This window comes from Achromobacter sp. AONIH1, from assembly GCF_002902905.1.
Taxonomy (GTDB): Bacteria; Pseudomonadota; Gammaproteobacteria; order Burkholderiales; family Burkholderiaceae_B; genus Achromobacter.
On record NZ_CP026124.1, the window covers coordinates 2,073,192 to 2,096,394 of the forward strand.

Here is a 23,203-nt window from a genome sequence, read left to right on the forward strand (position 1 = left end):
CGCGACATCGTGGGGGGCACCCGCGACGCCAACGGCATCTACCAGTACGACGGCGCCAAGGCGCTGCAACTCAATCTGGGCGCGGGCCATGCGCTCTATGTCGAGGCGGGCGGCGTGGCGCGGGTGGCGCAGCAGGGCGGCGTCGACCTGAACCTGGTGCTGGCCAATACCAAGGGCACGGCCCAGGCCGGCTCCAGCTACCAGGCCGACGCCAACCTGCGCGTGGGCCAGGTGATCGCCGCCGGCAACGTCACGCTGCAGGCGGGGCAGTCGATCCTGAACGCCACGGCGGCGGGCCAGCGCCAATACGCCAACGTCACGCTCAGCGAACTGAGCGCGCAGGCGCTTGCGGCGCTGGGCTATGCGCGGGAGGTGGTCCTGATCGCGGGGCAGTCCGTCGGCCAGCTGGGCGCGGACCTGTCGGCGGACGGGTCGCCCGTGCTGGTCAATCTGTCGGCCAGCGATAGTCAGGCCGTGCTGAAGGCGCAGGCCGGAACCAGCCTGAACGTCTATGGCCTGCATGGCCTGCGGCTGGGCGGCGTGACGGTGGCGGACGGCAATGGCCTGCGCGGCGACGCGCGGATCTACGCGCTGGAAGACATCCTGAACGGCACGGCGCCGGGCCAGGCCGCGCTGACCGCGCGCAATGCCTGGCTGGGCACCCTGTCCGGCGGCATCGGCGTGGCGGCGCAGCCGCTGTTGACCGATCTGTCCGGCTATCTGATCGCGCTGGCCCAGGGGGCCGTGGCGATCAGCCAGCTGGGCGCGCATGACCTGGCGCTGGCGCACGTGGAATCGCGCAACCGCGACGAGATCCGCCTGAGCAGCCAGGCCAGTATCGTCAACGACAAGACCGCGCATCCGGGCCTGTCCGCCGGCCGCGCCGATCCGGTCGTCATCGGCGGCAGCCTGTATTTCACGGCGGCCGGCTCGGTCGGCGGCTACGGCCAATCCGACGCCGCCGGCGCGGCGGTCAACGACGCGCTGATCGTGGCGGCCATCGGGCCGCAGGCCACGCTCAACGCCACGGCCGGCGGCGACGTCGCGCTGGCGCAGGTGGCCCAGGCTGACGATGCGCAGGGCGCCACGCAGACGCTGGCGCTCAACGTGGGCCGGATCGAGGCGCGCAACGTCTGGCTGGCGGCGCGTTCCAGCGCGGCTGGCGTGGGCGGGGACATTCATGTGGCGGCCGGCTCGGCGCTCAGCGCCGTGGGCGTGGCGAGCCTGCTGGCCGGCAACAACCTGTATGTCGCCGCTCCGTCCAATGGTCAGCCCGGCGGCCTGATCTCGGCCGGACAGCGCATGAACCTGCGCGTGGACCGCGATGACCGCGGCGCCTACGGCAAGGCCTCGGCCATCACGATAGACGGCCGCCTGCTGGCGCCGGAAATCGTCATCCACGGCAGCGAGACCGGCGCCAACACCGTCCGCTTCGGGGCGACCGCCGACGCTGGCGGCGCGCTGGACGGCAACGGCTTGCTGACCCAGGGCAACACGATGCGGATCCTGGGCGGGTCCGGCCAGGACGATATCGAGATCCGCGCGCGCCTGATCGCGCAGCAGCTGCTGACGGTGTCCACGCAGGACGGTGATGACCGCGTGGTGCTGCAGTCGACCGAAACCTCGGGCGGCGTGCGCATCGAGACGGGCGCGGGCAACGACACGGTATCCGTGATCGGCACGCGCGTCGGCGGCGGATTGTCCATCTTGACCGGCGACGGCGGCAATGTCGTCACGCTGGACACGGCGACGGTCGGCGGCGACACGTCCATCACGAGCGGCAAGGACGCGGACCAGATCACGCTGGTCAACAGCGGTCTGACCGGCGGTCTGACGATCGACGCCGGCGACGGCGGCAATGTCGTCAGGCTGGATACCACGACGGTGGGCGGCGCTACACGCATCACGACCGGCAAGGACGCGGATCAGATCACGCTGGTCAACAGCGGCCTGACCGGCGGCCTGACGATCGACGCCGGCGACGGCGGCAACGTCGTCAAGCTGGAGACGGTGACGGTGGGCGGCGACACGCGCATCACGAGCGGCAAGGACGTAGATCAGATCACGCTGGTCAACAGCGGCCTGGCCGGCGGCCTGACGATCGATGCCGGCGACGGCGGCAACGTCGTCAAGCTGGACACCACGACGGTGGGCGGCGATACGTCCGTCACGACCGGCAAGGATGCGGACCAGATCGCGCTGGTGAACAGCGGCCTGACCGGCGACCTGACGATCGACGCTGGCGACGGCGGCAATGTCGTCGCGCTGGACACGGTCAGGATGGGCGGCGATACGTCCATCATCACCGGCAGGGATGCCGACCAGATCACGCTGACGCGGACAATCGGCCAGGGCATGCTGCGGATCGACGCCGGCGACGGCGACAACCGCGCGTTGCTGTCCGAGACCGTGCAGCATGGCGCGACGACGATCCTGACCGGCAAGGGCCAGGATCTCGTCAGCCTGTCGATGGCGGACTTCCTGGGCCGTTTGCACGTCGAATCCGGCGCCGGCGACGACAAGATCTGGATGTCCCGGATCCTGCTGGCAGCCGGCGCGACGGTGCTGGGCGGCGATGGCGACGATTACATCTATCTGTCGGCGCGGGCGCTGGCGGGCGGCGTGTCGATTTCCGGGGGAGCGGGCAACGACCTCATCGTGCTGGACCAGCTGCCGTCGCTGAGCAGCCGGCAGACCGTTCCCGGCCAGGTCGATCGCGTCGACGTCGACGGCGGCGCGGGCTCCAACCGCGTCATCGTCAATCTGGCCGAGACGCTGACCTCCGTGCTGATCGATGTCCATCATTCCGACGGCCAGGGCCGCGAGAACCTGGCGGGCGTCAATCAGCTGACCATCAATGGCACCGCGCAGGACGAGACCTTCCTGCTGCGCGCCGGCTATCTGGCCAAGCTGACGCCGCAGGGCGCGGGCTACGCCGACGCGGTGCAGCGCGTGAACTATGACCGCACCAGCACGGGCGGGCTGCGCCTGAACGCGGTGGACGGCGGCAACCGTTTCTATATTGACGACACCGGCACGCAGGTCGTCATCGACGGCGGCCTCGGCAGCGATCCGGCCAAGCGCAACGAGTTCCAGATCGGCCAGCTGTACGGGCTGGACCGGCTGCCGCCGAGCGTGGCGGCGGGCGACGGGATTGATACCGTGCGCACCACGCAGGGCTATCTGTCGCGCGGCAACAGCCATGGCATGACGATCTACGGCGCCGAGAACAGCGTCAACGTGTTCCGCGTCTACAGCAATGCCGCGCCGCTGGCGCTGCATGGCGGCAAGCGCGACGACGCCTTCATGGTCTACGCCTTCAAGCAGGATCAGGCGCAGGCCGGCGGCGCGCGCGGCTATGTGGTCAACGGCGAACTGTCCATCGACGGCGGCGCGGGCGTGAACACCTACACCACGCTGGGCACGGAGGAGGATGATGCCTTCGTGCTGACGCAGGAAGGGCTGCGCGGCGCCGGGCTGAACACCCGCTACCAGAATATCCAGAGGGTGAACCTGGACGCGCGCGAGGGCAACGACCACATCTATGTGCTGTCCACGCGCAGCAACGTGATCACCACCCTGATCGGCGGCAGCGGCAGCAATACCTTCGACCTGTCGGGCGATGCGGCGGGCAATACCATCGTCAGCGGCCGCGACGGCTCGCGCGGCGTGCTGGACGGCAAGCAGCCCGTCGTCGTCACCGCCCAGCCGGGCGCGCTGAACGGCAGCGGCGGCGCGCCGTTGGCGTTGTCGGTGAGCCTGGACATGGGCATCCTGCCGCGTCCGGCCAGCGGCCAGGCTTATGTGTCGCTGACCAGCGCCATGCTGGCGTCCGCGCTCTACGGCTCGCTGACGCAAGGCACGGGCCTGTCCGCCGGCGATGGGCTGGCGGCCGTGCGCCAGGGCCTGCAGGGCCGTGGCCTGCTGCTGTCGACCGACGGCGGTCAGACCTGGCATGAAAGCGTGGTGCTGGCGTTCGACGCCAATGGCGTCGGCGGGCAGGGCTGGGATACGACCCGGCAGGTGCTGGTCAAGCTGGAGGACGGCCCGGGCATCGGCCTGCCGCCGGTGAGCCTGGCCGGCCGCGACCTGCGGCTGTCGGCCACGCTGTTCACCACGCTGCCCGGCATGCACGATGTGGCCCTGCCATCCATCGTCGTGCCGGTGGCCGATCCGGGTCACGCCGGACCGCCCAACGATCCGGGCAAGGTGCGCGCGCCGCGCGCCACCGACCAGCCAACGATCGTCGTGGATCCGGTCACGGGCGTGAGCTATGCCAACTATCCCGACCAGCCGCACGACGTGTCCGGCATCCAGGGCAGCCTGCTGATCGAGGGCGGCGCGCTGGACAAGCCGGACTACGACGGCGCGCTGCGCGCCGGCGTGGGCCTGCCCGGCGAGACCGACGCGCCGCTGGGCGCGCGCAATACCGGCCAGGCGCCGACGGCCGCGGCCAACAACCGCATCCGCCTGTTCGACGACGGCTCGCTCACCGGCCAGGTGGGCATGCAGGACATGGCCGCGCAGCTGAGCGGCCTGGGCAGGCTGTATAACAACCCGCAGGCGGGCGACTTCGGCCGCATCACCGGACTGGGCATGACGCCGGGCGTGGGCGTGGCGGCGGGCAGCATCTTCCAGGCCAGCGAAGCCGGCATCCATGGCTATGACCGCGGCATCGTCTTCCACGGCGTGCAGTCGGTCAACACCATGCTGGGTCAGGGCGACGATACCTACACCGTGCGCCATGCGCCCGTGGGCACCGTGACCCTGGGGCAGGGCGGCGGCGGCAACAACACGCTGGTGGTCCAGGGAGATACCGTGGGCGGCGCCAGCCGGCCGGTGCTGCTGTTCGGCTCCACCAGCCAGGACGACCGCTACTACACCGCCACGCCCGGCCACCGGGTGGCGGGCCAGGCGCTGGCCTTCGGCAGGGCGGGCAACAATGTGCTGGACGCGCGCGGGGCGACCCAGGGCGTGATCCTGTACGGCGGCGCCGGCGACGACCTGATCTACGGCGGCTCGGGCAACGACCTGATCGCCGGCGGCGGCGGCAACAACACGATCCATGCCGGCCAGGGCAACAACATCGTGTTCGGCAATGCCGGCCTGAACATCGACCTGGGGACGCCCATGGACATGCGCAGCTCGCCGGACCTGCGTTCGCTGTACGCGCTGACGCTGGTGCTGAGTCCGGATCAGGCCGCCGGACAGGCGGTGGGCGCGGCGGCGGACCGGCTGGCCGTCGGCGGCAACACCATCACCGCGGGCGACGGCAACAACATCGTGTTCGCCAACTTCGGCCGCATCGTGACGGTGACGCCGGTCAACTACCTGCGCGATCGGGGTGATTTCATCGATCCCGCCGCGCCGGGCGGCGAGGCCCGTTACCTGGCGGGCGCCGGCCTGCTCGCGCTGGAAACCATCAATGTGCCGACGGCGGGCCGCAATGCCATCTCGGTCGGCAGCGGGCGCAACGTGCTGTTCGGCGGCATGGGCGACGACAGCATCCGGGCGGCCGGCGGCTTCAACCTGATGGCCGGCAACGCGGCGCAGGCGCTGTACACGGCGGCGGGGCGCATCCTGTCCTTCGCTTCCACCTTCCCATCGCAGGGCGGCAACAATTCGCTCTACAACAATGGCGAAGGCGTGATGATCGGCGGCGTCGGCAACGACGTGCTGGAAAGCGGCGCCGGATCCAACGTCATGTTCGGCGACAACGGCAGGGTGACCTTCGTCAACGATCGCTTCAGCGTCGCCGAGACGCTGGACATCGCCTACGGCGGCAACGACATCCTGCTGGCGGGCACCGGCGGCAATTTCATGCTGGGCGGCAGCGGTTCCGACATGTTCCGGGGCAGCTTCTCCAAGGACGTGATGGTGGGCGATTTCGCGGCCATCTACTTCGATCTGTCGGGCAGCCGCGTCGTCAACCTGACGCGATTCGGCCCGGGCGGCAACTCGCCCGACCTGATCACCCGCTCGCTGGAAGCGCTGTATTCCTGGCCCGGCACGCTGGGGCATGCGCCGCATCCGGTTTTCGAACGCGCCTGGACGCAACGCAGCGTGGCCTTCCTGTCCGCCGGCCACGCCGCGCAGGATGGTGGCCGCGTCAGCGTGGCGCCGGAGCGTCCGGATATCGTCATCGAACGCCACGACGGCGGCATTTCGATCTATGCTGCCGGCGATGCCGCGCCTGGCGTAGTCAGCATGCGTGGTGGCGCGGACGCGTCGGACGCGGGCCGAAGCATGGCGCTGTCCGGCCCGGCCGGGACGGAAGCGCCGGGGGACGGCGCGCATCAGGAACAGGATCAGGAGGAGCAGCAGCAAGGGCGGCAGGCCGACGGGCAGGAGCAGGATCCGCGTCCGCGGGCGTCCGCCGGCGAGGCGGCGCTCCAGCCGTCCGCCGCGCCGGATCGGGCGCCTGACGAGCGCGCGGCCCTGGCGGCCGGCGTGGGCGTGCTGGGCCTGTCCGGCGCGCTGGGCGCGACCGGCTCGGTGGTGTTCAATTCCAAAACCAATACATGGGAGAACAAGGCCCGTCGCAAGACCGGTGTGCGCATGATCCGCCAGGACATGCCGCTGGAGGAGGCGCAGGCCCTGAGCGAGGATGAATGATCCGATCGTCGCCGCGCAGGTGAAGCGCGCGGACCTGGCCTGGTGGTCGGCGCTGTCTTCCAGCGCCGACCGGCAGGCGTTCTTGCAAGCCTGGGTGGCCCTGCAGGCCAGCCAGCTCGCGGACCTGCGCCATGGCGCGCTGATCCTGGGCGAGCCGGACACCGGGCCGTTCGAGGTGGCGGCCGCCACGCCCGCCGGCAGCCGTCCCGGGCCGGGTTTCTACAACCTGGTGGATGATTGCCTGCAGGGCCGCGAGACGGCCGTGGCCGCCGACGGCCGCGCCCTGACCGTGGCCTATCCCATCGTGCTGGGCGGCCGCCTGCATGGCGTGGCCGCCTTCGAGACCGCGCCGCAGCCGCCCGAGCCCGTGGTGCAGGCCCTGCGCTGGGGCGCGGGCGTGCTGGAGGCCTGGCTGCTGCAGGGCGAGCGCAACGACAGCGCGCTGACCATCGAGCGGCTGATGTACGTCGTCAACAGCGTCGCGCGCGCCTTGAAGGAGGGCCGCTTCAAGGACGTGGCGCTGACGCTGGTGACCGACCTGGCGACCCGCCTGGAATGCGACCGCGTGAGCATCGGCTTTCGCCAGGACGGGCGCATCAAGGTGCAGGCGCTGTCGCACAGCAGCCGCCTGGTGCAGAACATGAACCTGGTGCAGGCGGTGGCCGAGGCCATGGACGAGGCCGTGGACCAGAACACCACGCTCTGCCTGCCCCAGGACGAGGGCCGCACCATCCAGCTGCGCGCCCACCACAAGCTGGCGCGCGAGTTCGGCAACCGCCACGTGCTGACCGTGCCCTTCGCGCCCGACGCCGAGGCGCGCGGCGCCTTGCTGTTCGAGCGGCCGGACGGGCGCGGTTTCGACCGCCAGGACATCGAGCTGTGCCAGAGCGTGGCGCTGCTGGCGGGCCGGGTGCTGTACCAGCGGCTGCGCCAGGAACGGCCCCTGTGGCGCAAGGGCCGCGACGCGCTGCTGCGCGAAGCGGGCCGCTTGTTCGGCGCGCGCTACATCGGCCGCAAGCTGCTGGTGCTGGCGGTGGCGGCGCTGGCGCTGTTCGCCGCGCTGGCCCACGGGCCCTATCGCGTCGGCGCGTTCGCCACCGTGCAGGGCGTGGTGCAGCGCGTGGTCGCGGCGCCGTTCGAGGGCTATATCGCCGAGGCCACCCGCCGCGCCGGCGACGAGGTCAGGCAGGGCGATGTGCTGGCCGTGCTGGATACCCGCGAGACCGAGCTGGAGCTGCTGCGCGCCGGCAACCTGGAGGTGCAGTACCGCCGCCAGGGCGAGGAGGCCATGGCGCGCGGCGACAGCGCCGCCGCCGCCATCGCCCAGGCGCAGGCGCGCCAGGCCATGGCCCAGATCCAGTTCTACCGGCAGCAGATCCAGCGTTCCAGCCTGCGCGCGCCGTTCGACGGCGTGCTGGTCAGCGGCGACCTGAGCCAGCAGCTGGGCGAGGCGGTCAAGCGCGGTCAGGAGCTGTTCAAGCTCTCGCCGCTGGACGGCTACCGCCTGTGGCTGGACGTGGAGGATCGCCAGATCGACGACGTGGCGGTGGGGCAGACCGGCAGGGTGGCGCTGGCCGCCATGCCCGACCGGCAGATCCCCTTCACGGTCACGCGCATCGTGCCGCTGGCCCAGGTCCAGGAAGGCAAGACGGTGTTCCGCCTGGAGGCCAGCCTGACGCCGGGCGAGAGCGCCACGCTGCGCCCGGGCATGGAGGGCGTGGGGCGCATCGACATCGGCGAGCGCCGCTACGCCTGGATCTGGACCCACGGCTTCATGGACTGGCTGCGCCTGAAGTGGTGGGCCTGGTTCGGGTAGGAAGCGGAACATGACGGCCACCGCCCTCTACAGCAATTCCTGGCACCGCGTCAGCGCGCTGCGGCCGCGCCTGCGCTCGCACATCCACATCCAGCGCCACACCTACCGGGGGCAGGTCTGGTATGTGATGCAGGACCAGAGCAACGGCGAATTCCACCGCTACACGCCCGAGGCCAACCTGCTGATCAGCCTGATGGATGGACGCCGCAGCGTGCAGCAGATCTGGGAGATCGCCTGCGCTCAGCTGGATGACGACGCCATGCCGCAGGACGAGGTCATCCGCCTGATGTCCCAGCTGCACCGCGCCGACGTGCTGATGACCGATCGCGCGCCGGACGTGCGCGACCTGGTGCAGCGCCGCCGCCGCCAGCGCGCGCAGAAGATCAAGCAGTACGTCGGCAATCCCAGCGCGCTCAAGCTGCCGCTGCTCGATCCCGACCGCTGGCTGAGCGCCGCGCTGCCGTACTACCGCTGGCTGTTCACCTGGGTGGGCGGGCTGCTGTGGCTGGCCGTGGTGCTCTACGGCGCTGCGCTGGGCGCCATGCACTGGAAGGCGCTGACGCACAACGTCTGGGACCAGGTGTTCTCGGCCGGCAATGTGCTGGCCATGGCGCTGGTGTATCCGCTGGTCAAGGCCGTCCACGAGCTGGGCCACGCCTGCGCGGTCAAGGCGCGCGGCGGCGAGGTCCACGAGATCGGGCTGATGTTCCTGCTGCTGGTGCCCATTCCCTATGTGGACGCGTCGGCGGCGGCCGGCTTCGCCGACAAGCGCTGGCGCATGCTGGTGGGGGGGGCGGGCATCCTGGTGGAGCTGTTCCTGGCGGCGCTGGCCATGATCGCCTGGACGCAGCTGGAGCCGGGCCTGGGCCGGTCCGTGGCCTACAACGTCATCATCCTGTGCGGCGTGTCCACGCTCTTCATGAACGGCAATCCCCTGCTGCGCTATGACGGCTACTACGTGCTGTCGGACGCCATCGAGATTCCCAACCTGGGGCAGCGCGCCAATGCCTGGCTCGGGTATCTGTTCAAGCGCTACGTGCTGGGCCTGGCCGCCGTCGAGGCGCCGCGCGCCAGCCGGGGCGAGCAGTGGTGGTTCGTGGGCTATGCGCTGCTGTCCTTTGTCTACCGCATGTTCATCATGTTCCTGGCCATCTTCCTGGTGGCGGGGCAGTTCTTTTTCTTCGGCGTCCTGCTGGCCTGCTGGGCCATCCTGAACACCATCGTCATGCCGCTGTGGCGGCTGGCGCGGCAGCTGTTCACCGACCCGCAGATCCAGGCGCGCCGGGGGCGGTCCTATGCCATCACCGCGCTCTGCGTGCTGGCGGCGGCCGGACTGGCGGGCGCCGTGCCCATGCCGTCCTCGACCGATACCGAGGGCGTGGTCTGGGTGCCGCCGTCGGCCCAGGTGCGCGCGCCGGTGGCCGGCTTCGTCCGCGAGCGCCAGGCGGCGGACGATGCGCTCGTGGCGGCGGGCGCGCCGCTGCTGGCGCTGGAGAACGACGAACTGCAGCGGCGCGACGCCATGCTGGCCGCCCAGGTCGACGAGTACCAGGCGCGCTACGTGCAGGCCCATGCCCAGAATCCGGTGCAGGCCGCCATCACGCGCCATCAATGGCAGAGCCTGCTGACCGAGAAGCGCGCGGTCGATGAACAGGTGCAGTCGCAACAGGTGCGCAGCCGGCACGCCGGCCGCTACGTCTCGGCCCAGCCCGAGGACATGACCGGCCGCTACGTCCAGCGCGGCGAGCTGCTGGGCTATGTGCTGACCGAGGCCGAGACGGTGCGCGTGGTGGTGCCGCAGTCCAGCCTGGAGCGGATCCATCGCTCGCTGGAAGGCGTGCGCGTGCGGCTGGTGCAGGACGCGGGCCGCGTGTTCGAGGCGCGCGTGCTGCGCGAAGTGCCGTCGGCCACCGACGAGCTGCCCAGCATGGCGCTGAGCCTGCAGGGCGGCGGCAGCATCGGCGTGGATCCGCGCAAGTCGCAGGAAGGGCGGGCCAAGTCGGCGGAGAACCTGTTCGTCATGGACCTGCAATTGCCGCCGGACGCGCCGCTCGGCTACGTGGGCGCGCGCGTCTATGTGAAGTTCTCCCACGAGCCCCGGCCGATCGCGCTGCGAGCCTACGATGCGGTGCGCCAGATGGTGCTGCGCCAGCTAAAACTCTAATGGAGGAAACCCACCCCCGCAGCGCTGCGCGCTTCCCACCTGGGCGGCCCCCCTCAAGGGGGCGCCACTACGGACCGGCATAGCCGGATCCGTGTGGCCCTGGTCGTGACGGTTTTGCCAAGTTGTGACGTTCCACTTCGTGGATATGACTGAAATGGATATTTGTGCTGCTTTGGCGCCCGACCCGCTCTATCCCGAAAGGGAGAGCGAGCGGCACGCCAACAAGCTGGAGGCCTGGGGCACGGCGGCGCTGCGCTGGCTGGCGCGCAAGCGGCGTCAGCCGCTGTGGCGCACCCGCCGCATCCTGGCGCAGGTGCATCGCGAGGCCGGCCGGCTGGCCGGGCTGGATCTGGCCGGCGTGCGCGCGCGCGCCGACGAGGTGGCGTTCGACCTGCGCTGCAACGGCATCACCCAGGCCGGCGCCGCGCGCGCCTTCGCGCTGGTGCGGCAGGCGGGCCGGCTGGCGCTGGGCAAGGCGCATTTCGATGTGCAGCTGCTGGGCGGCTGGGCCATGCTGCAGGGCATGGTGGCCGAGATGAACACGGGCGAGGGCAAGACGCTGACCGCCACGCTGCCGGCCGCCACGGCGGCGCTGGCCGGGCTGCCGGTGCATGTCATCACCACCAACGATTATCTGGTCGAGCGCGACGCGCAGATCATGACGCCGCTGTATCAGGCGCTGGGCCTGAGCGTGGCCTGGGTCAGCATGGAAATGGATCCGGCCGAGCGGCGGCGGGCCTATCGGGCCGACATCGTGTACTGCTCGAACAAGACCCTGGTCTTCGACTATCTGCGCGACCTGATCGTGCTGGACGACGACAAGGACGAGGACCGGCTGCGGCTGGAACGGCTGCGCGGCGGCGAGGGGCGCGTCGGCGAGCTGTTCCTGCGCGGCTTGTGCTTCGCCATCGTGGACGAGGCCGACAGCGTGCTGGTCGACGAGGCGCGCACGCCGCTCATCATTTCGGGCGTGCAGGAAGAGGACGGCGGCGCCGTCACCGCCCAGGCCATGGAACTGGCGGCGGGCATGCGGGAGGAACATTACCTGATCCAGCGGGAGCATCGGCGGGCCGCGCTCACCGAGTCCGGCCGCGAGCATCTGCGCCTGGCCTGCGCGGCCCTGCCCGCGCCCTGGGGCATTCCGTTCCGGCGCGAAGAGCTGATCCTGAGCGCGCTGACCGTGCTGCACCTGTATCGGCTCGATGAGCAGTACATCGTGCGCGACGGCAAGGTCATGGTGGTGGACGAGTTCACCGGACGCGTCATGCCCGACCGTTCCTGGGGCCAGGGCCTGCACCAGATGATCGAGCACAAGGAAGGCCTGGAACTCAGCGATCCGCGCGCCACGCTCAAGAGCATCAGCTACCAGCGCTTCTTCAAGCACTACCTGTTGCTGGCCGGCATGACGGGCACCGCCGCCGAGATCCGGGCGGAGCTGGGCCGCGTATACAACCTGCCCGTGGTCCGCATCCCCACGCATCGCAAGTCGCGCCGGATCCACGCGCCGGACAGCGTGCACCGAACCATGGCGGACAAATGGGCGGCCGTGCGCGAACGCTGTCGCGCGCTGCATGCGCGCGGCGTGCCGGTGCTGATCGGCACGCGCTCGGTGGCGGCGTCGGAGGAGGTGGCCCGGGTGCTGGCCGAGGCGGCGCTGCCGGCGGTCGTGCTCAACGCCAAGCAGGACGCCGACGAGGCCGCGCTGGTCGGGCGCGCCGGGGAGATCGGCAGCATCATGATCGCCACCAACATGGCCGGGCGCGGCACCGACATTCCCTTGTCGGACGCCGCGCGCGAGGCCGGCGGCCTGCACGTCATCCTGACCGAGCGGCACGAGTCCGCCCGCATCGACCGCCAGCTCGAAGGCCGCAGCGGCCGCCAGGGCGATCCCGGCCATGCCGAGGCCATCCTGTCGCTGGAGGACGCCGTGCTGGACAGCGTCAGGAACAGCCTCTGGTCGCGGCCGATGGATGCGCTGCTGGCGATGAGCTTCCCCGGCTGGCGCGCCGTCGCGGCGCGCTGGCTGCGCCACGCGCAGGCGCGCACCGAAAGAAAACTGGCCCGCGAACGCCGCAGCATGGTGTCCGCGGACGAAGAATTGGAGAATTCCCTGTCATTTTCCGGACAGGGAGACTGAGGTCCGTCGAAGATGAAGATTTCCGCCGCATTCCGTCCCGCCTGCCTTGGCCTTGCCGCCGCGCTGGCCTGCGCCGCGCAGGCCCAGGGCCTGCCGCCCGATGCCGCCTTGCCGCCGCTGACCGGCCTGGGCGCGCCGGCGGACAGCCTGGGCCATCCCATGGCCTGCCTGATCGAGCCGTTCCAGGTGTCGGAGCTGGGCAGTCCCTCGGCCGGCGTGCTGAACAAGGTGCTGGTGCAGCGCGGCGACGAGGTCAGGAAGGGGCAGGTGGTGGCCGAGCTGAACACCAATGTGGACGAGGCCACGCTGCAACTGCGCCGCGCCGAGGCCGCCTACCTGGGCCGCGTGGTGGAGCGCAACGCCGACCTGTACCAGCGCAAGCTGCTGCCCGCCGGCGACTACGACGAGATGACGTCGCGCAGCCGTCAGGCGCAGCTGCAGGTCGCCCTGCAGCAGGCCATCCTGGCCGAGCGCAGCATCAAGAGCCCGTTCGACGGCGTGGTGGCCGAGCGCTATGCCGGCCCCGGCGACCGCATCAACGACAACAAGATCGTCAAGCTCGCGCAGATCGATCCGCTGGTGGTCAAGGTGGTCGTGCCCGACGGCCTTTACGGTCAGATCAAGGCCGATGCCGGCGCCCAGGTCACGGTCAACGCGGCCATCAGCGACAAGCCGCTTCAGGCCAAGGTCTGGCGCATCGACCGGGTGATGGACGCCGCCAGCGGCACCTTCACCGTGCTGCTCAAGGTCGAGAACAAAGGCAACGCCATCCCGGCGGGGATACGCTGCTCGATCCGGTTCTGAGAACCAGGAAGGCTTCGCGCTCCCCGGCCTACAGGCTCATCGACCGCCCGCGCCGCTGCGCGACTGTTCCGAGTTCTCCACCAAGACCGCTTCGGCGAGCCGGTTCAGGCGTTGCCACAGCGTCGGGGACACCTCTGTACCGTGTTCCAGCGCGCGCCGGCCGGCCTGTGCGTAGTCCGCCGGCGTGACCCGTCGGGCGATCCGGGCGGCGTCGGCCTCGAGGGCGGGAGCAGGCAGGGGCTCGATATCCAGCGTCAGCGTCAGGGAGCGTGGCGATTCCGCAGCGCCGCGTTCCGGCAGGGCCGCCGTCTGGTAGCTCGGATAATCGGCGCCGCTTTCGATCCAGGCGGTGTGGCGATGCGCTGGCGCATCGCCGTCGTCCCATCGCGCCTGGGCCCAGCAGCCCTTGCGGGCGCAATCCGCCAGCAGCTTGAGGACGCACTTGCGATCGCGGCAGTCCAGGATTTCCAGCTGGATCCGGCCTTGCCGGGACGCGCGCAGGCAGGCCAGGTCCAGCAGGGACGGCAGGGCGTCCAGCGCGCTGCGACCATGGCATCGTGCGACCAGGCGGCCGGGGGCCGGGACGCTCAGTTCGGTGGCGGGCAGCGCGGGGTCGGCCTGCCACGCCAGCGCGTCCAGGCCGTCTTCGCCATGCAGCGGCAGCCAGCCGGCCATGGCGGCGGCATCCTCGTATTGGCCTTGCGGGTAGCCCAGCCCTTCGAAGACGCGTTTGAGCAGGGCGGCCAGTTCGTTGGCGGAGATCAGCATCAGGCGGTTTCCTGGGCGGGTGCGAGTGGCAGGAACCAGTCGTCGTCAAAGGGGTGTCCGATATCTTCCAGCAAGGGAGCCCCCTGGAACATGGTGTTGCGGACCCACAGGCGCGAGCGCGGGTCGAACTTGCTCACTCCGAAGAAGGACAGCTTGCAGCGCAGCAGGTGCATGGGCAGCACGTCGCGGTCCAGCAGGTTGGCGCGGATTTCGCCGTAGCGCGTCGCCGCCATGGTCTGGATGCGGCGAACGATCCCGCGATCCTCGGGATGGCGGAAGAGAAAATCCGCGACCCGGTCGTGAGGATGCGTGGCCAGGTCACGGACCAGCCGCCGGTGGCATTGCTGCGCCAAGAGGGCGATGCCCAGCGGCATCTGTTTTTCGCGGCCCGCGTCGATGCCGCACAGGCCGAGCCGGGGTTCCTGCTTTTCCTGCGACCGGTACCAGAATGTCGCCTGCGCGCCGTCGGCGTCGAAGTCGATCTCCAGGGCCCAGCGGTAGGCGGATTCGATCAGCGCGCGCAGCTCGGCGGACGGCATGTCCGGCCTCAGTTCCAGGCGTTCGGGCAGCGCCAGGCGTTCATCCAGGTCATCCACCCGCTCCGGGTGCAGTTCCAGCAGGATGCAGTTGAGCAGTTCCTGGCCCTGCAGGCTGCAATGGCGCGTCGCCCACTCCAGCAGCGGATTCCAGGATTCCAGCCGCGCGCCTTCCAGCCAGCCGGACAGGGCCTGCATGTCCGCGAGGGTGCGCTGGTTGTTGCCGGTCTGCCATTCGTCCTCGGTATGGGTCTCCCGGAGATGGCGGATGGCGCGGTCCAGCAGCTGCGGCAGTCGTGCGCGCGCGGCGGCGGGGGCGGGCGCGGCGACGATGCGGGCGAGCGCCAGTTCGCGCATCTCGACCCAGCGGCTGATGAGCTGCGGATGGTTGATCAGGTAGGGCGCCATGCCCAGGCCCGTCGAATTGCCGATGCCGAAGTAGCGCTTGAGCGCCGGTTCGAGCGCCACCGCCGTGGCGGGCGCGCGATGGCGGGCGATATGCTCGGCCTGCCGCAGGCTGAAGTTGCGCAGCATGAAACAGGTGAACATTTCCGCGGCGAAGGGGCGGGCGAAATCAGGATGCCTGTCCCGGATCTTTTCCCAGTCGGCCATGCCCAGCTTGCCGCTGCCGTAGACCGCCGTGGTGCGGTACAGGTAGCCGACGCGCGTGATCCGGGCCGCGTCGGGCTGCCGCCCTCGGGCCAGCGCGTCCACGACATAGTCGAAGTTGCGCACGCTCCGGTTGGCGCGCGACAGCACCATCGTGCGGGCGTCCAGCCTGCCGGCTTCCTGCAAGGGCACGTTGCGGCGCAGGCTGTCCAACTGGTCCGGATCGACCTCGCCTTCGCACAGCGCCATGGTCAGGTCCCATTCGCTGGCGATGACGCGGTCGTTGCGCTTTTCCGGCGCCAGGTATTGGGAGAACAGCACGAAGCTGAACAGGCCGTTGGGTGTGTGGATGCGGTAGATCGCGGTGCCGTGGCCATCGGCGTCCAGCTCGAAGCGCGAGGCGTCGATCCGCCAGCGCTCGCGCATGATCCGGCGCACCAGGGCGCGCATGAAGCTCAGGCGGCTCTGATGCAGGCTGCCCAGCCGTTCCAGATCCATGACCTGGCCGGCCGGGCGCATGGGCAGGGTCGCGGCTTCGGCCTGGCTGGCTTCCCCGGTGCTAAGCGTGTTCATACTCGGACTCTCAATGGAATGGCGCCGTGCGTCCGCGACAGCATGGCGGACAGCAGGATGCGAGGCGTCGATGTGCCGTCGATATTGGGACAGGCTGACCGGCGGCGCAATTCAGATCGGTCTATTGCTTGATAAGCGGAATTTATGGAGAGACTGTTTTTGATGAGTGGGGCTGCTCAGTTCCGGGAGGCGAGGCCGTTGTCGCGCAGGATGAAGTCGAACAGCGCCTGAGCGGCCACCGGCAGCGAGCGATTGGCCAGGCGCACCAGGCCGATGTCGCGGCTGGCGAGGGGCGCGGCCAGCGGAATGAAGCGCAATGCGCCGGGCTCGGCGGGAAACGCCAGGCGGGGCAGGGTGGTGATGCCCATGCCGGCCTCGATCATGGCCAGCAGTGAAATCATGTTCGAGATGTAGATCTGCGATTCGGCGATCAGCTCGCCGGCGCTGGTCCCCGCGAGCAGCCGGGACGTGCCGTTGGCGATCAGCCGGTGGCCGCGCAGCTGCTGCCAGTCGAGCTTTTTCCTGGCCGCCAGCGGATGGTCCCGGTGGCAGACCACGCCGATGCTGTCCTTCCAGATCGGCGTGAAGCGCAGATCGCTTTCCGGCTCCCAGACGCTGGAAATGCCGAAATCCACCTGGCGGTTCTTCACCATGGCCAGCACCGCCTCGGAGCTGTCGTCGAACAGGCTGACATGCAGGCCGGCATCCTGGCCGATGAAGCGCGTGAGGATATCCGGCAGCAGGCGGCTGGCGACCGATGGCACCGAGGCGATGCGCAGATGTCCGGACTTGTTCTGCGCCACCAGGTTCATCTCGCGCATCACGCGGTCGTGATGGTCGATCAATTCCCTGGCGTAGGCGAGGAACTGCTGGCCGAAGGGCGTCAGGTCCGGCTTGACGACGCGCGCATTGCGTTTTTCGAACAGGGGCTGGCCCAGCTTGTCTTCCAGGTCGCGGATGGACAGGGATATGGCGGGCTGGGTGCGATGCGCCCGTTCCGCGGCGGCATGGAACCCCTGCAGTTCCACGACCCAGACGAAATGGCGCAACTGGACGATCCTGAGGTCTGGCAGCATGGTAAGTTTCACTTATCAAACAATAGTTGGAACTAACTTTATTTTATATGTGCCGGCTCCTACCATGCGATCAACAGCATAGGGAGGCAGGCATGGCCAGCAGCATATTCAGCAACTACATCAACGGCGCCTGGGTCGAGGGCGCTTCCAGCATCGTCAATCGCAGCCCCGCCGACACCGAAGACGTGGTGGGACGCTATGCGCAGGCGGACGCCGATCAGGTCGACCGGGCCATCGCGGCGGCGGCCGCCGCCCAGCCCGCCTGGGCGCGCAGCGGGCTGGAGGAACGCTGGCGCGTGCTCATGGCGATCGGTGACGAGCTGATCGCGCGCAAGGCAGAACTGGGCGAGCAGTTGTCGCGCGAAGAAGGCAAGACGCTGGCCGAGGGCGTGGGCGAAGTGCATCGTTCGGGCCAGTTTTTCCACTACTACGCGGCCGAAGTGTTGCGGCAGCTGGGCGAGACGGCGGACTCCGTGCGTCCGGGCGTGGAAATCGAGGTGCGCCGCGAGCCGGTCGGCGTGGTCGCCATCATCACGCCGTGGAATTTCCCGATGGCCACGGCGGCCTGGAAGATCGCGCCGGCGCTGGCCTTTGGCAACGCGGTCGTGTTCAAGCCCGCCAACGCCGTGCCTGCCAGCGCCTGGGCGCTGACCGAGATCATCGCGCGCCAGCCCCTGCCCGCAGGCGCCTTCAACCTGGTCATGGGCAGCGGCGCCGAGGTCGGGGAGCGGCTGATCCAGTCGGCGGCGATCCAGGCGCTGAGCTTCACGGGCTCGGTCGAGACCGGCCGCCGGGTCGCGGCCGCGACGGCCGCCAATTTCGTGCGCTGTCAACTGGAAATGGGCAGCAAGAATGCCTTGGTGGTGCTGGACGACGCCGATCTGCCCCTGGCGGTGGAATGCGCGGTGAATGGCGCGTTCTTCGGCACCGGGCAGAAGTGCACCGCCTCATCCCGACTGATCGTGACCGAGGGCATACACGACCGCTACGTGCAGGCGCTGGTGGAACGCATCGGGCAGCTGAAGGTCGGCCATCCCTTGCGCGAGGGCGTGCACATCGGTCCGGTGATCGACGAGGGCCAGCTGGCGCGGAACCTGCGTTACATCGAGCTGGCGCGGGCCGAGGGCGCGCGACTGGCCTGCGGCGGCGAGCGCATCGAGGATGAGCGCCCCGGGTACTACATGCGTCCCGCGCTGTTCGTCGACACGCGCAATGACATGCGCATCAACCGCGATGAAGTCTTCGGTCCGATCGCCTGCGTCATCAAGGCGCGCGACTACGAGGATGCGCTGACCTTGCTCAACGACACGCGTTTCGGCCTTACGGCCGGCATCGTCACCCGGTCGCTGCGGCATGCCAGCGATTTCAAGCGGCGCGCCCGCACCGGCTGCGTCATGGTCAACCTGCCCACCGCCGGCACCGACTATCACGTGCCGTTCGGCGGCCGTGGCGATTCCAGCTTCGGCCCCAGGGAGCAGGGGCAGTACGCCCGCGATTTCTATACGGCGGTCAAGACCGTCTACATCCGTCCTTGAGGAAACATGATCATGCAAGACATGCTGGTGATCGACGGCCTGCAATATTCCAACTGGAGCGAGGCGCTGTTCCGCCAGATGCGCGAGGGCGGCCTGAGCGCCGTGCACGCGACGATCGCCTACCATGAGACCGCGCGCGAGACGCTGTCGCGCATCGGGGAATGGAATCGCCGCTTCGAGGCCTGGCCCGGGCTGATCCGCCCCGTGCGGCAGGCGTCGGACATTACGCTGGCGCAACGGGAGGGGCGGGTAGGCGTATTCTTCGGCTTCCAGAACTGCTCGCCCATCGAGGACGATATCGACCTGGTCGAGGTGTTTCGCCAGCTGGGGGTCTTCGTCATGCAGCTGACCTACAACAACCAGAGCCTGCTGGCCTCGGGCTGCTACGAAAGCGAGGACAACGGCATTTCGCGCTTCGGCAGGCAGGTGATCGGCGAGATGAATCGCGTCGGCATGCTGATCGACATGTCGCACAGCGCCGAGCGCAGCACCCTGCAGGCCATTGAACTGTCCGCGCGGCCGGTGATCATTTCCCACGCCAACCCCAGCAGCTTCCATCCTGCCCGGCGCAACAAGTCCGATGCCGTGTTGCGCGCGATCGCGCAATCCGGGGGGCTGCTGGGCTTCAGCACCTATCCCTTCCATCTGCGCGGCGGCCCGGCCTGCCGCCTGGACGAGTTCTGCGACATGGTGGCGCGCACGGCGGACCTGATGGGCGTGGACCACATCGGCATCGGCACCGACCTGTGCCAGCAGCAGCCGCTGCAGGTGTTGGAATGGATGCGCAACGGCCGCTGGAGCAAGGCCAAGGATTATGGCGAGGGATCGGCCGCCAACGCGGACTGGCCGGCGCCCCTGCCGTGGTTCCGCGACAGCCGGGACTTTCCCGTGATCGCGGCGGGCCTGCGCGAGCGGGGCTTCGTCGATGATGAACTGCGCAGGATCATGGGGCTGAACTGGCTGCATCAGCTGGAGCAGGGCACCGCGCCACGGCCTTGAGAGCCGGCGGGGCCATGAAGAAAACCCCACGCCACGCCCGTTCACGCGGGCTGGCAGCCCTCCGATGAGGTCTGGGGCGGCTTTGGGGAAAAATAACGAGGAGACAATCATGAACGAGATTCCGGCCCGCGCAGCGGGCGGCGAGCAGGCGCGGCCCGCGCTTATGCAGGGCATGGACTGGCCGCTGCTGGCCGTCAGCGGCGGCTTCCTGCTGTGCTTCCTGGCGGCGGCCCTGGTGGACATCGACGCCGTGTCGGCGCTGGTCAGCGCCTTGTTCGCCTGGTCGACGAAGGTGTTCGGCCTGTACTGGCAGATCCTGATGCTGGCGACCTTCGTTATCAGCCTGGGCATCGGCTTCAGCCGCTGCGGCCGCGTGCGCCTGGGCGGCGTGGACAGACGGCCCGACATCAGCACCTTCAACTGGATCGCCGTGATCATGTGCGCGCTGCTGGCGGGCGGCGGCGCGTTCTGGGCCGCCGCCGAGCCCTTGATGCACTTCGCCAGTCCGCCGCCCCTGTTTGCCCAGGTGCAGCCGAAGACCGAAATGGCGGCGCACGTGGCGCTGGCGCAGTCCTTCGTGCACTGGGGCTTCCTGGCCTGGGCCGTGCTCGGCAGCCTGCTGGCCATCGTGCTGATGCACCTGCACTACGACAAGGGCCTGCCGCTGGCGCCTCGCACGCTGCTGTATCCGCTGCTGGGCGAGCGCGCGCTCAAGGGGATGATCGGCAGCCTGGTCGACGCCGCCTGCATCATCGCGGTGGTGGCCGGCACCATCGGCCCGATCGGCTTCCTGGGCCTGCAGATCAGCAATGCGCTGCACGCCGTGTGGGGCCTGCCGAACGACCTGACCACGCAGTCCATCACCATCGTCCTGGTGACGGCCATGTACACCACGTCCTGCCTGGTGGGGTTGAACGGCATCCGCGTGGTCAGCGAGATCAATGTCTGGCTCATGATCGGGTTGGCGCTGTTCATGATCGTGGCCGGGCCGACGCTGTTCATCCTGTCGGCCTTTCCCACGGCGTTCGGCTTGCAGCTGGAGTACTTCCTGCCGATGACGACGTATCGCGCGGATCCGAAGTGGCTGGACTGGTGGACCATCTTCTACTGGGGCTGGTTCATCGGCTATGCGCCGATGATGGGCCTGTACGTCGCCAAGGTGTCGCGCGGCCGCAGCATACGCCAGATCATCGGCACGCTGTCCATCGTCGCGCCGCTGGTGACCATGTTCTGGTTCACGGTGGTGGGGGGCGCCGGCATCGGGCTCGAATTGCAGAATCCGGGCAGCGTCACGGCCCATGGCAACGAACCCGAGGCGATGCTGCTGGGCATCACGCAGAATCTGCCCTGGGCCGGGCTGGTGTCCGCGCTGTTCATCTTCCTGAGCTTCATCTCGGTCGCCACCAATGGCGACGCCATGGCCTATACCGTGGCCATGGCCATGTCCGGCAACGACACGCCCAGGAAATGGCTGCGCGCCTTCTGGTGCGTCGGCATGGGACTGGCCGCCGTGGTGTTGATCACGATCGGAGCGGGAGGCGTGAGCGCGCTGCAATCGTTCATCGTGATCACCGCCGTGCCGGTCTCGCTGCTGATCCTGCCGGCCTTGTGGGATGCGCCGCGCATCGCGCTGGCCATGGCGCGCGAGCAGCTGGGCCAGCGGCGCGGCGTGGGCGAGGCGGTCTAGTGTGCCGTCCGGGTGGACGACTGGCGCCGGCGTCGGCTCAGGCCGCGCGCAGCGTCACGTCGATCCAGCCGCGCAAGGCGTTGGACAGGCGGATTCCGTCCGCCGCGTGCAGGTCGGCCAGGGTCAGCACCTTTTCCTTCGCCTGGCCGGTTTCCAGCAGCTCGGCGCGCTGCACCCCCGGCAGGCAGCCGCAATCGACCGGCGGCGTGTACCAGTGCGCGCCCAGGCGCAGGTAGACGTTGCTGCGGCTGCCTTCGCACAGCTCGCCGCGCTCGTTCAGGTAGAGCAGGTCGAACAGGTGCGGGTGGGACGGCAGCCACTCGATGGTCTTGGTGTACCAGGGGCGGTGGGTGGTCTTGTAGCGCAGCAGCGGTTCGGACGAACGCAGCGCCTCGGGCGCCAGCATCACTTCCTGCACGGCCGGCAGCGGCGGCAGGGGGGCGGTCTGGATGCTGCGGCCGCCGTCGCGCGCCACCAGCAGGCGCAGCCGGTGCGGGCCGGGCGCGGACAGGGCCAGGGCGGCGACCAGGATGTCGGCCTCGACGGGGGGGCCGGCCCAGGCATAGTCCAGCGCCTTGCAGGAGGCTTCCAGCCGCTTCAGGTGCCGCGCCAGCAGCGGCATGCGGCGCTGGGCATCGACCAGGATGGTCTCGATCAGTTCGGGTTGCATGGGACGCTCCTGGGGAAGGGGGGACGGGCGCGGGCCGCGTTCTATCCTACTACCGGCCCGGGGAATTTGGGCCCTCAGGCCTTGAGAATGCGGGCTTTCCAGTGGCATTCCTGCCATTCGGAGGCCGGATCGGAGTCATGGACGATGCCGCCGCCCACGCCGTAGACGCCGGCGCCCGCCGCGTCCACGACCAGCGTGCGGATCGCCACGTTCAGCGAGAAATCGCCGTCCGGCGCCAGCCAGCCGATGCTGCCGCAGTACAGGCCGCGCGGCGCGATCTCCATCTGGCGGATGCGGCGCATGGCGGCGATCTTGGGCGCGCCGGTGATGGAGCCGCAGGGGAACAGCGCGCGCAGCACGTCTTCCAGCGAGGCGCGGGGGGCGCGCGCCGAGACGGTGGACGTCATGGTCCAGACCGTGGGATAGCGTTCCAGCGAGAACAGCGCGTCCACCGTCACCGAGCCGGGCTCGGCCAGCCGGCCCAGGTCGTTGCGCAGCAGGTCCACGATCATCAGGTTCTCGGCGCGGTTCTTCTCGCTGGCCAGCAGCTCGCGGCCCAGGCGCTCGTCCTCGGTCCGGTCGGGATGGCGCGGCGCCGTGCCCTTCATGGGCCGGGTGGTCAGGCGCTCGCCGTCGCGCCGGATGAACAGTTCGGGCGAGAAGGACAGCACGCTGCGCTCGCCGTCCTGGATGAAGGCGGCGTGCGCCACCGGATTGCGCGCGGCGATGCGGCGGTAAAGCGTGGCCGGATCGCCGGCCAGGCGCAGGTCCAGCGGCTGGGTGTAGTTGACCTGGTACAGCTCGCCGGCGCCGATCAGGTCGCGGATCTCGTCGATGCGGCGCAGGTAGTCGGCCTCGGCCATGCGTGGCGCGGCGGGCGTGAGCGTGGCGGCGGGCGCGTCCGGGCCGGGCGAGTCCCAGGGCGCTTCGTCGGTCTTGCCGTCGAAGACCAGCGCGCGCAGCCGTGGCCGGCCGTCGTCGGCCGGCGGCGTCCAGGGGCCGCCGGGCGCGGCCCGCGCGGCCTCGGGCAGCAGCCATTCGCCCAGCTCGTAGTCCAGCATCAGCGCGACCCAGCGGCCCTGGCGGCGCTCGGCCTCGATGGCCTGGAGCGCCGGGCCGACCTCGGCGGCGGCGCGCGCCTCGATGCGGCGGCGCAAGCCGTCCAGCCGCAGGGCGCGGCCGGCCAGCCGGTCTTCAAAGCGACAAAGCATGCT

At 69.6% G+C, this 23,203-nt stretch carries 13 protein-coding genes (1 of these 13 running past the window's edge); 8 read left to right on the top strand and 5 right to left on the bottom strand.

Annotation, left to right across the window (positions count from 1 at the left end):
- From C2U31_RS09470 to C2U31_RS09490, 5 genes are all read left to right on the top strand, one after another.
- Window positions 1-6,615 carry the end of a DUF4347 domain-containing protein gene (locus C2U31_RS09470; RefSeq protein ID WP_103272614.1) on the top strand. It extends 25,269 nt beyond the left edge of the window, so the window shows 6,615 of its 31,884 coding nt (coding positions 25,270-31,884); its start codon lies off the left edge, out of view; it ends in the stop codon at window positions 6,613-6,615.
- Window positions 6,608-8,431, top strand: a complete 1,824-nt coding sequence (locus C2U31_RS09475; RefSeq protein ID WP_103272615.1) for an HlyD family secretion protein — start codon at window positions 6,608-6,610, stop codon at window positions 8,429-8,431. Before C2U31_RS09470 ends, C2U31_RS09475 begins: the two co-directional genes overlap by 8 nt.
- A gap of 10 nt (window positions 8,432-8,441) precedes the next feature.
- Complete coding sequence (locus C2U31_RS09480; protein ID WP_103272616.1) at window positions 8,442-10,595, top strand: hypothetical protein; 2,154 nt, start codon at window positions 8,442-8,444, stop codon at window positions 10,593-10,595.
- A 154-nt stretch (window positions 10,596-10,749) separates the two neighbouring features.
- Window positions 10,750-12,732, top strand: coding sequence for a preprotein translocase subunit SecA (locus tag C2U31_RS09485; protein WP_103272617.1), 1,983 nt, complete (start codon window positions 10,750-10,752; stop codon window positions 12,730-12,732).
- Window positions 12,733-12,744: 12 nt separating this feature from the next.
- On the top strand, window positions 12,745-13,536 hold the full coding sequence (locus tag C2U31_RS09490) for an efflux RND transporter periplasmic adaptor subunit (RefSeq protein ID WP_103272618.1): 792 nt from the start codon (window positions 12,745-12,747) through the stop codon (window positions 13,534-13,536).
- 36 nt (window positions 13,537-13,572) lie between these two features.
- Here C2U31_RS09490 and C2U31_RS09495 read toward each other — a convergent pair whose 3' ends face one another.
- From C2U31_RS09495 to C2U31_RS09505, 3 genes are all read right to left on the bottom strand, one after another.
- Window positions 13,573-14,304, bottom strand: a complete 732-nt coding sequence (locus C2U31_RS09495; protein WP_103272619.1) for a DUF3726 domain-containing protein — start codon at window positions 14,302-14,304, stop codon at window positions 13,573-13,575.
- Entirely contained in the window at window positions 14,304-16,022 is a 1,719-nt protein-coding gene (locus tag C2U31_RS09500) for a hypothetical protein (RefSeq protein ID WP_103272620.1), read from the bottom strand. The genes C2U31_RS09495 and C2U31_RS09500 overlap by 1 nt, the downstream gene beginning before the upstream one ends.
- 176 nt (window positions 16,023-16,198) lie before the next feature.
- Complete coding sequence (locus C2U31_RS09505) at window positions 16,199-17,098, bottom strand: LysR family transcriptional regulator (protein ID WP_103272621.1); 900 nt, start codon at window positions 17,096-17,098, stop codon at window positions 16,199-16,201.
- A gap of 104 nt (window positions 17,099-17,202) precedes the next feature.
- On the opposite strand from C2U31_RS09505, the gene C2U31_RS09510 reads away from it, so the two are divergent.
- The 3 genes from C2U31_RS09510 (at window position 17,203) to C2U31_RS09520 (ending at window position 21,319) form a co-directional block, all read left to right on the top strand.
- A complete protein-coding gene (locus tag C2U31_RS09510; protein ID WP_199771027.1) occupies window positions 17,203-18,633 on the top strand; it encodes an aldehyde dehydrogenase family protein in 1,431 nt (476 codons plus the stop codon).
- Window positions 18,634-18,645: 12 nt separating this feature from the next.
- Window positions 18,646-19,632 (top strand): dipeptidase, encoded by a 987-nt coding sequence (locus C2U31_RS09515; protein ID WP_103276327.1) that lies wholly within the window; start codon window positions 18,646-18,648, stop codon window positions 19,630-19,632.
- Window positions 19,633-19,741: 109 nt separating this feature from the next.
- The gene (locus tag C2U31_RS09520; protein WP_103272623.1) at window positions 19,742-21,319 is read left to right on the top strand and encodes a BCCT family transporter; all 1,578 of its coding nucleotides are present in this window, start codon (window positions 19,742-19,744) and stop codon (window positions 21,317-21,319) included.
- Window positions 21,320-21,356: 37 nt separating this feature from the next.
- Here the strand turns inward: C2U31_RS09520 and C2U31_RS09525 are convergent, their stop codons facing one another.
- Together C2U31_RS09525 and C2U31_RS09530 are read right to left on the bottom strand one after the other, a co-directional pair.
- Window positions 21,357-21,989 carry an aminotransferase class IV family protein gene (locus tag C2U31_RS09525; RefSeq protein WP_103272624.1) on the bottom strand — a complete coding sequence of 211 codons (633 nt, stop codon included), beginning with the start codon at window positions 21,987-21,989 and terminating at the stop codon, window positions 21,357-21,359.
- 74 nt (window positions 21,990-22,063) lie between these two features.
- Entirely contained in the window at window positions 22,064-23,200 is a 1,137-nt protein-coding gene (locus C2U31_RS09530; protein WP_103272625.1) for an aminodeoxychorismate synthase component I, read from the bottom strand.
- Window positions 23,201-23,203 lie beyond the last annotated feature (3 nt).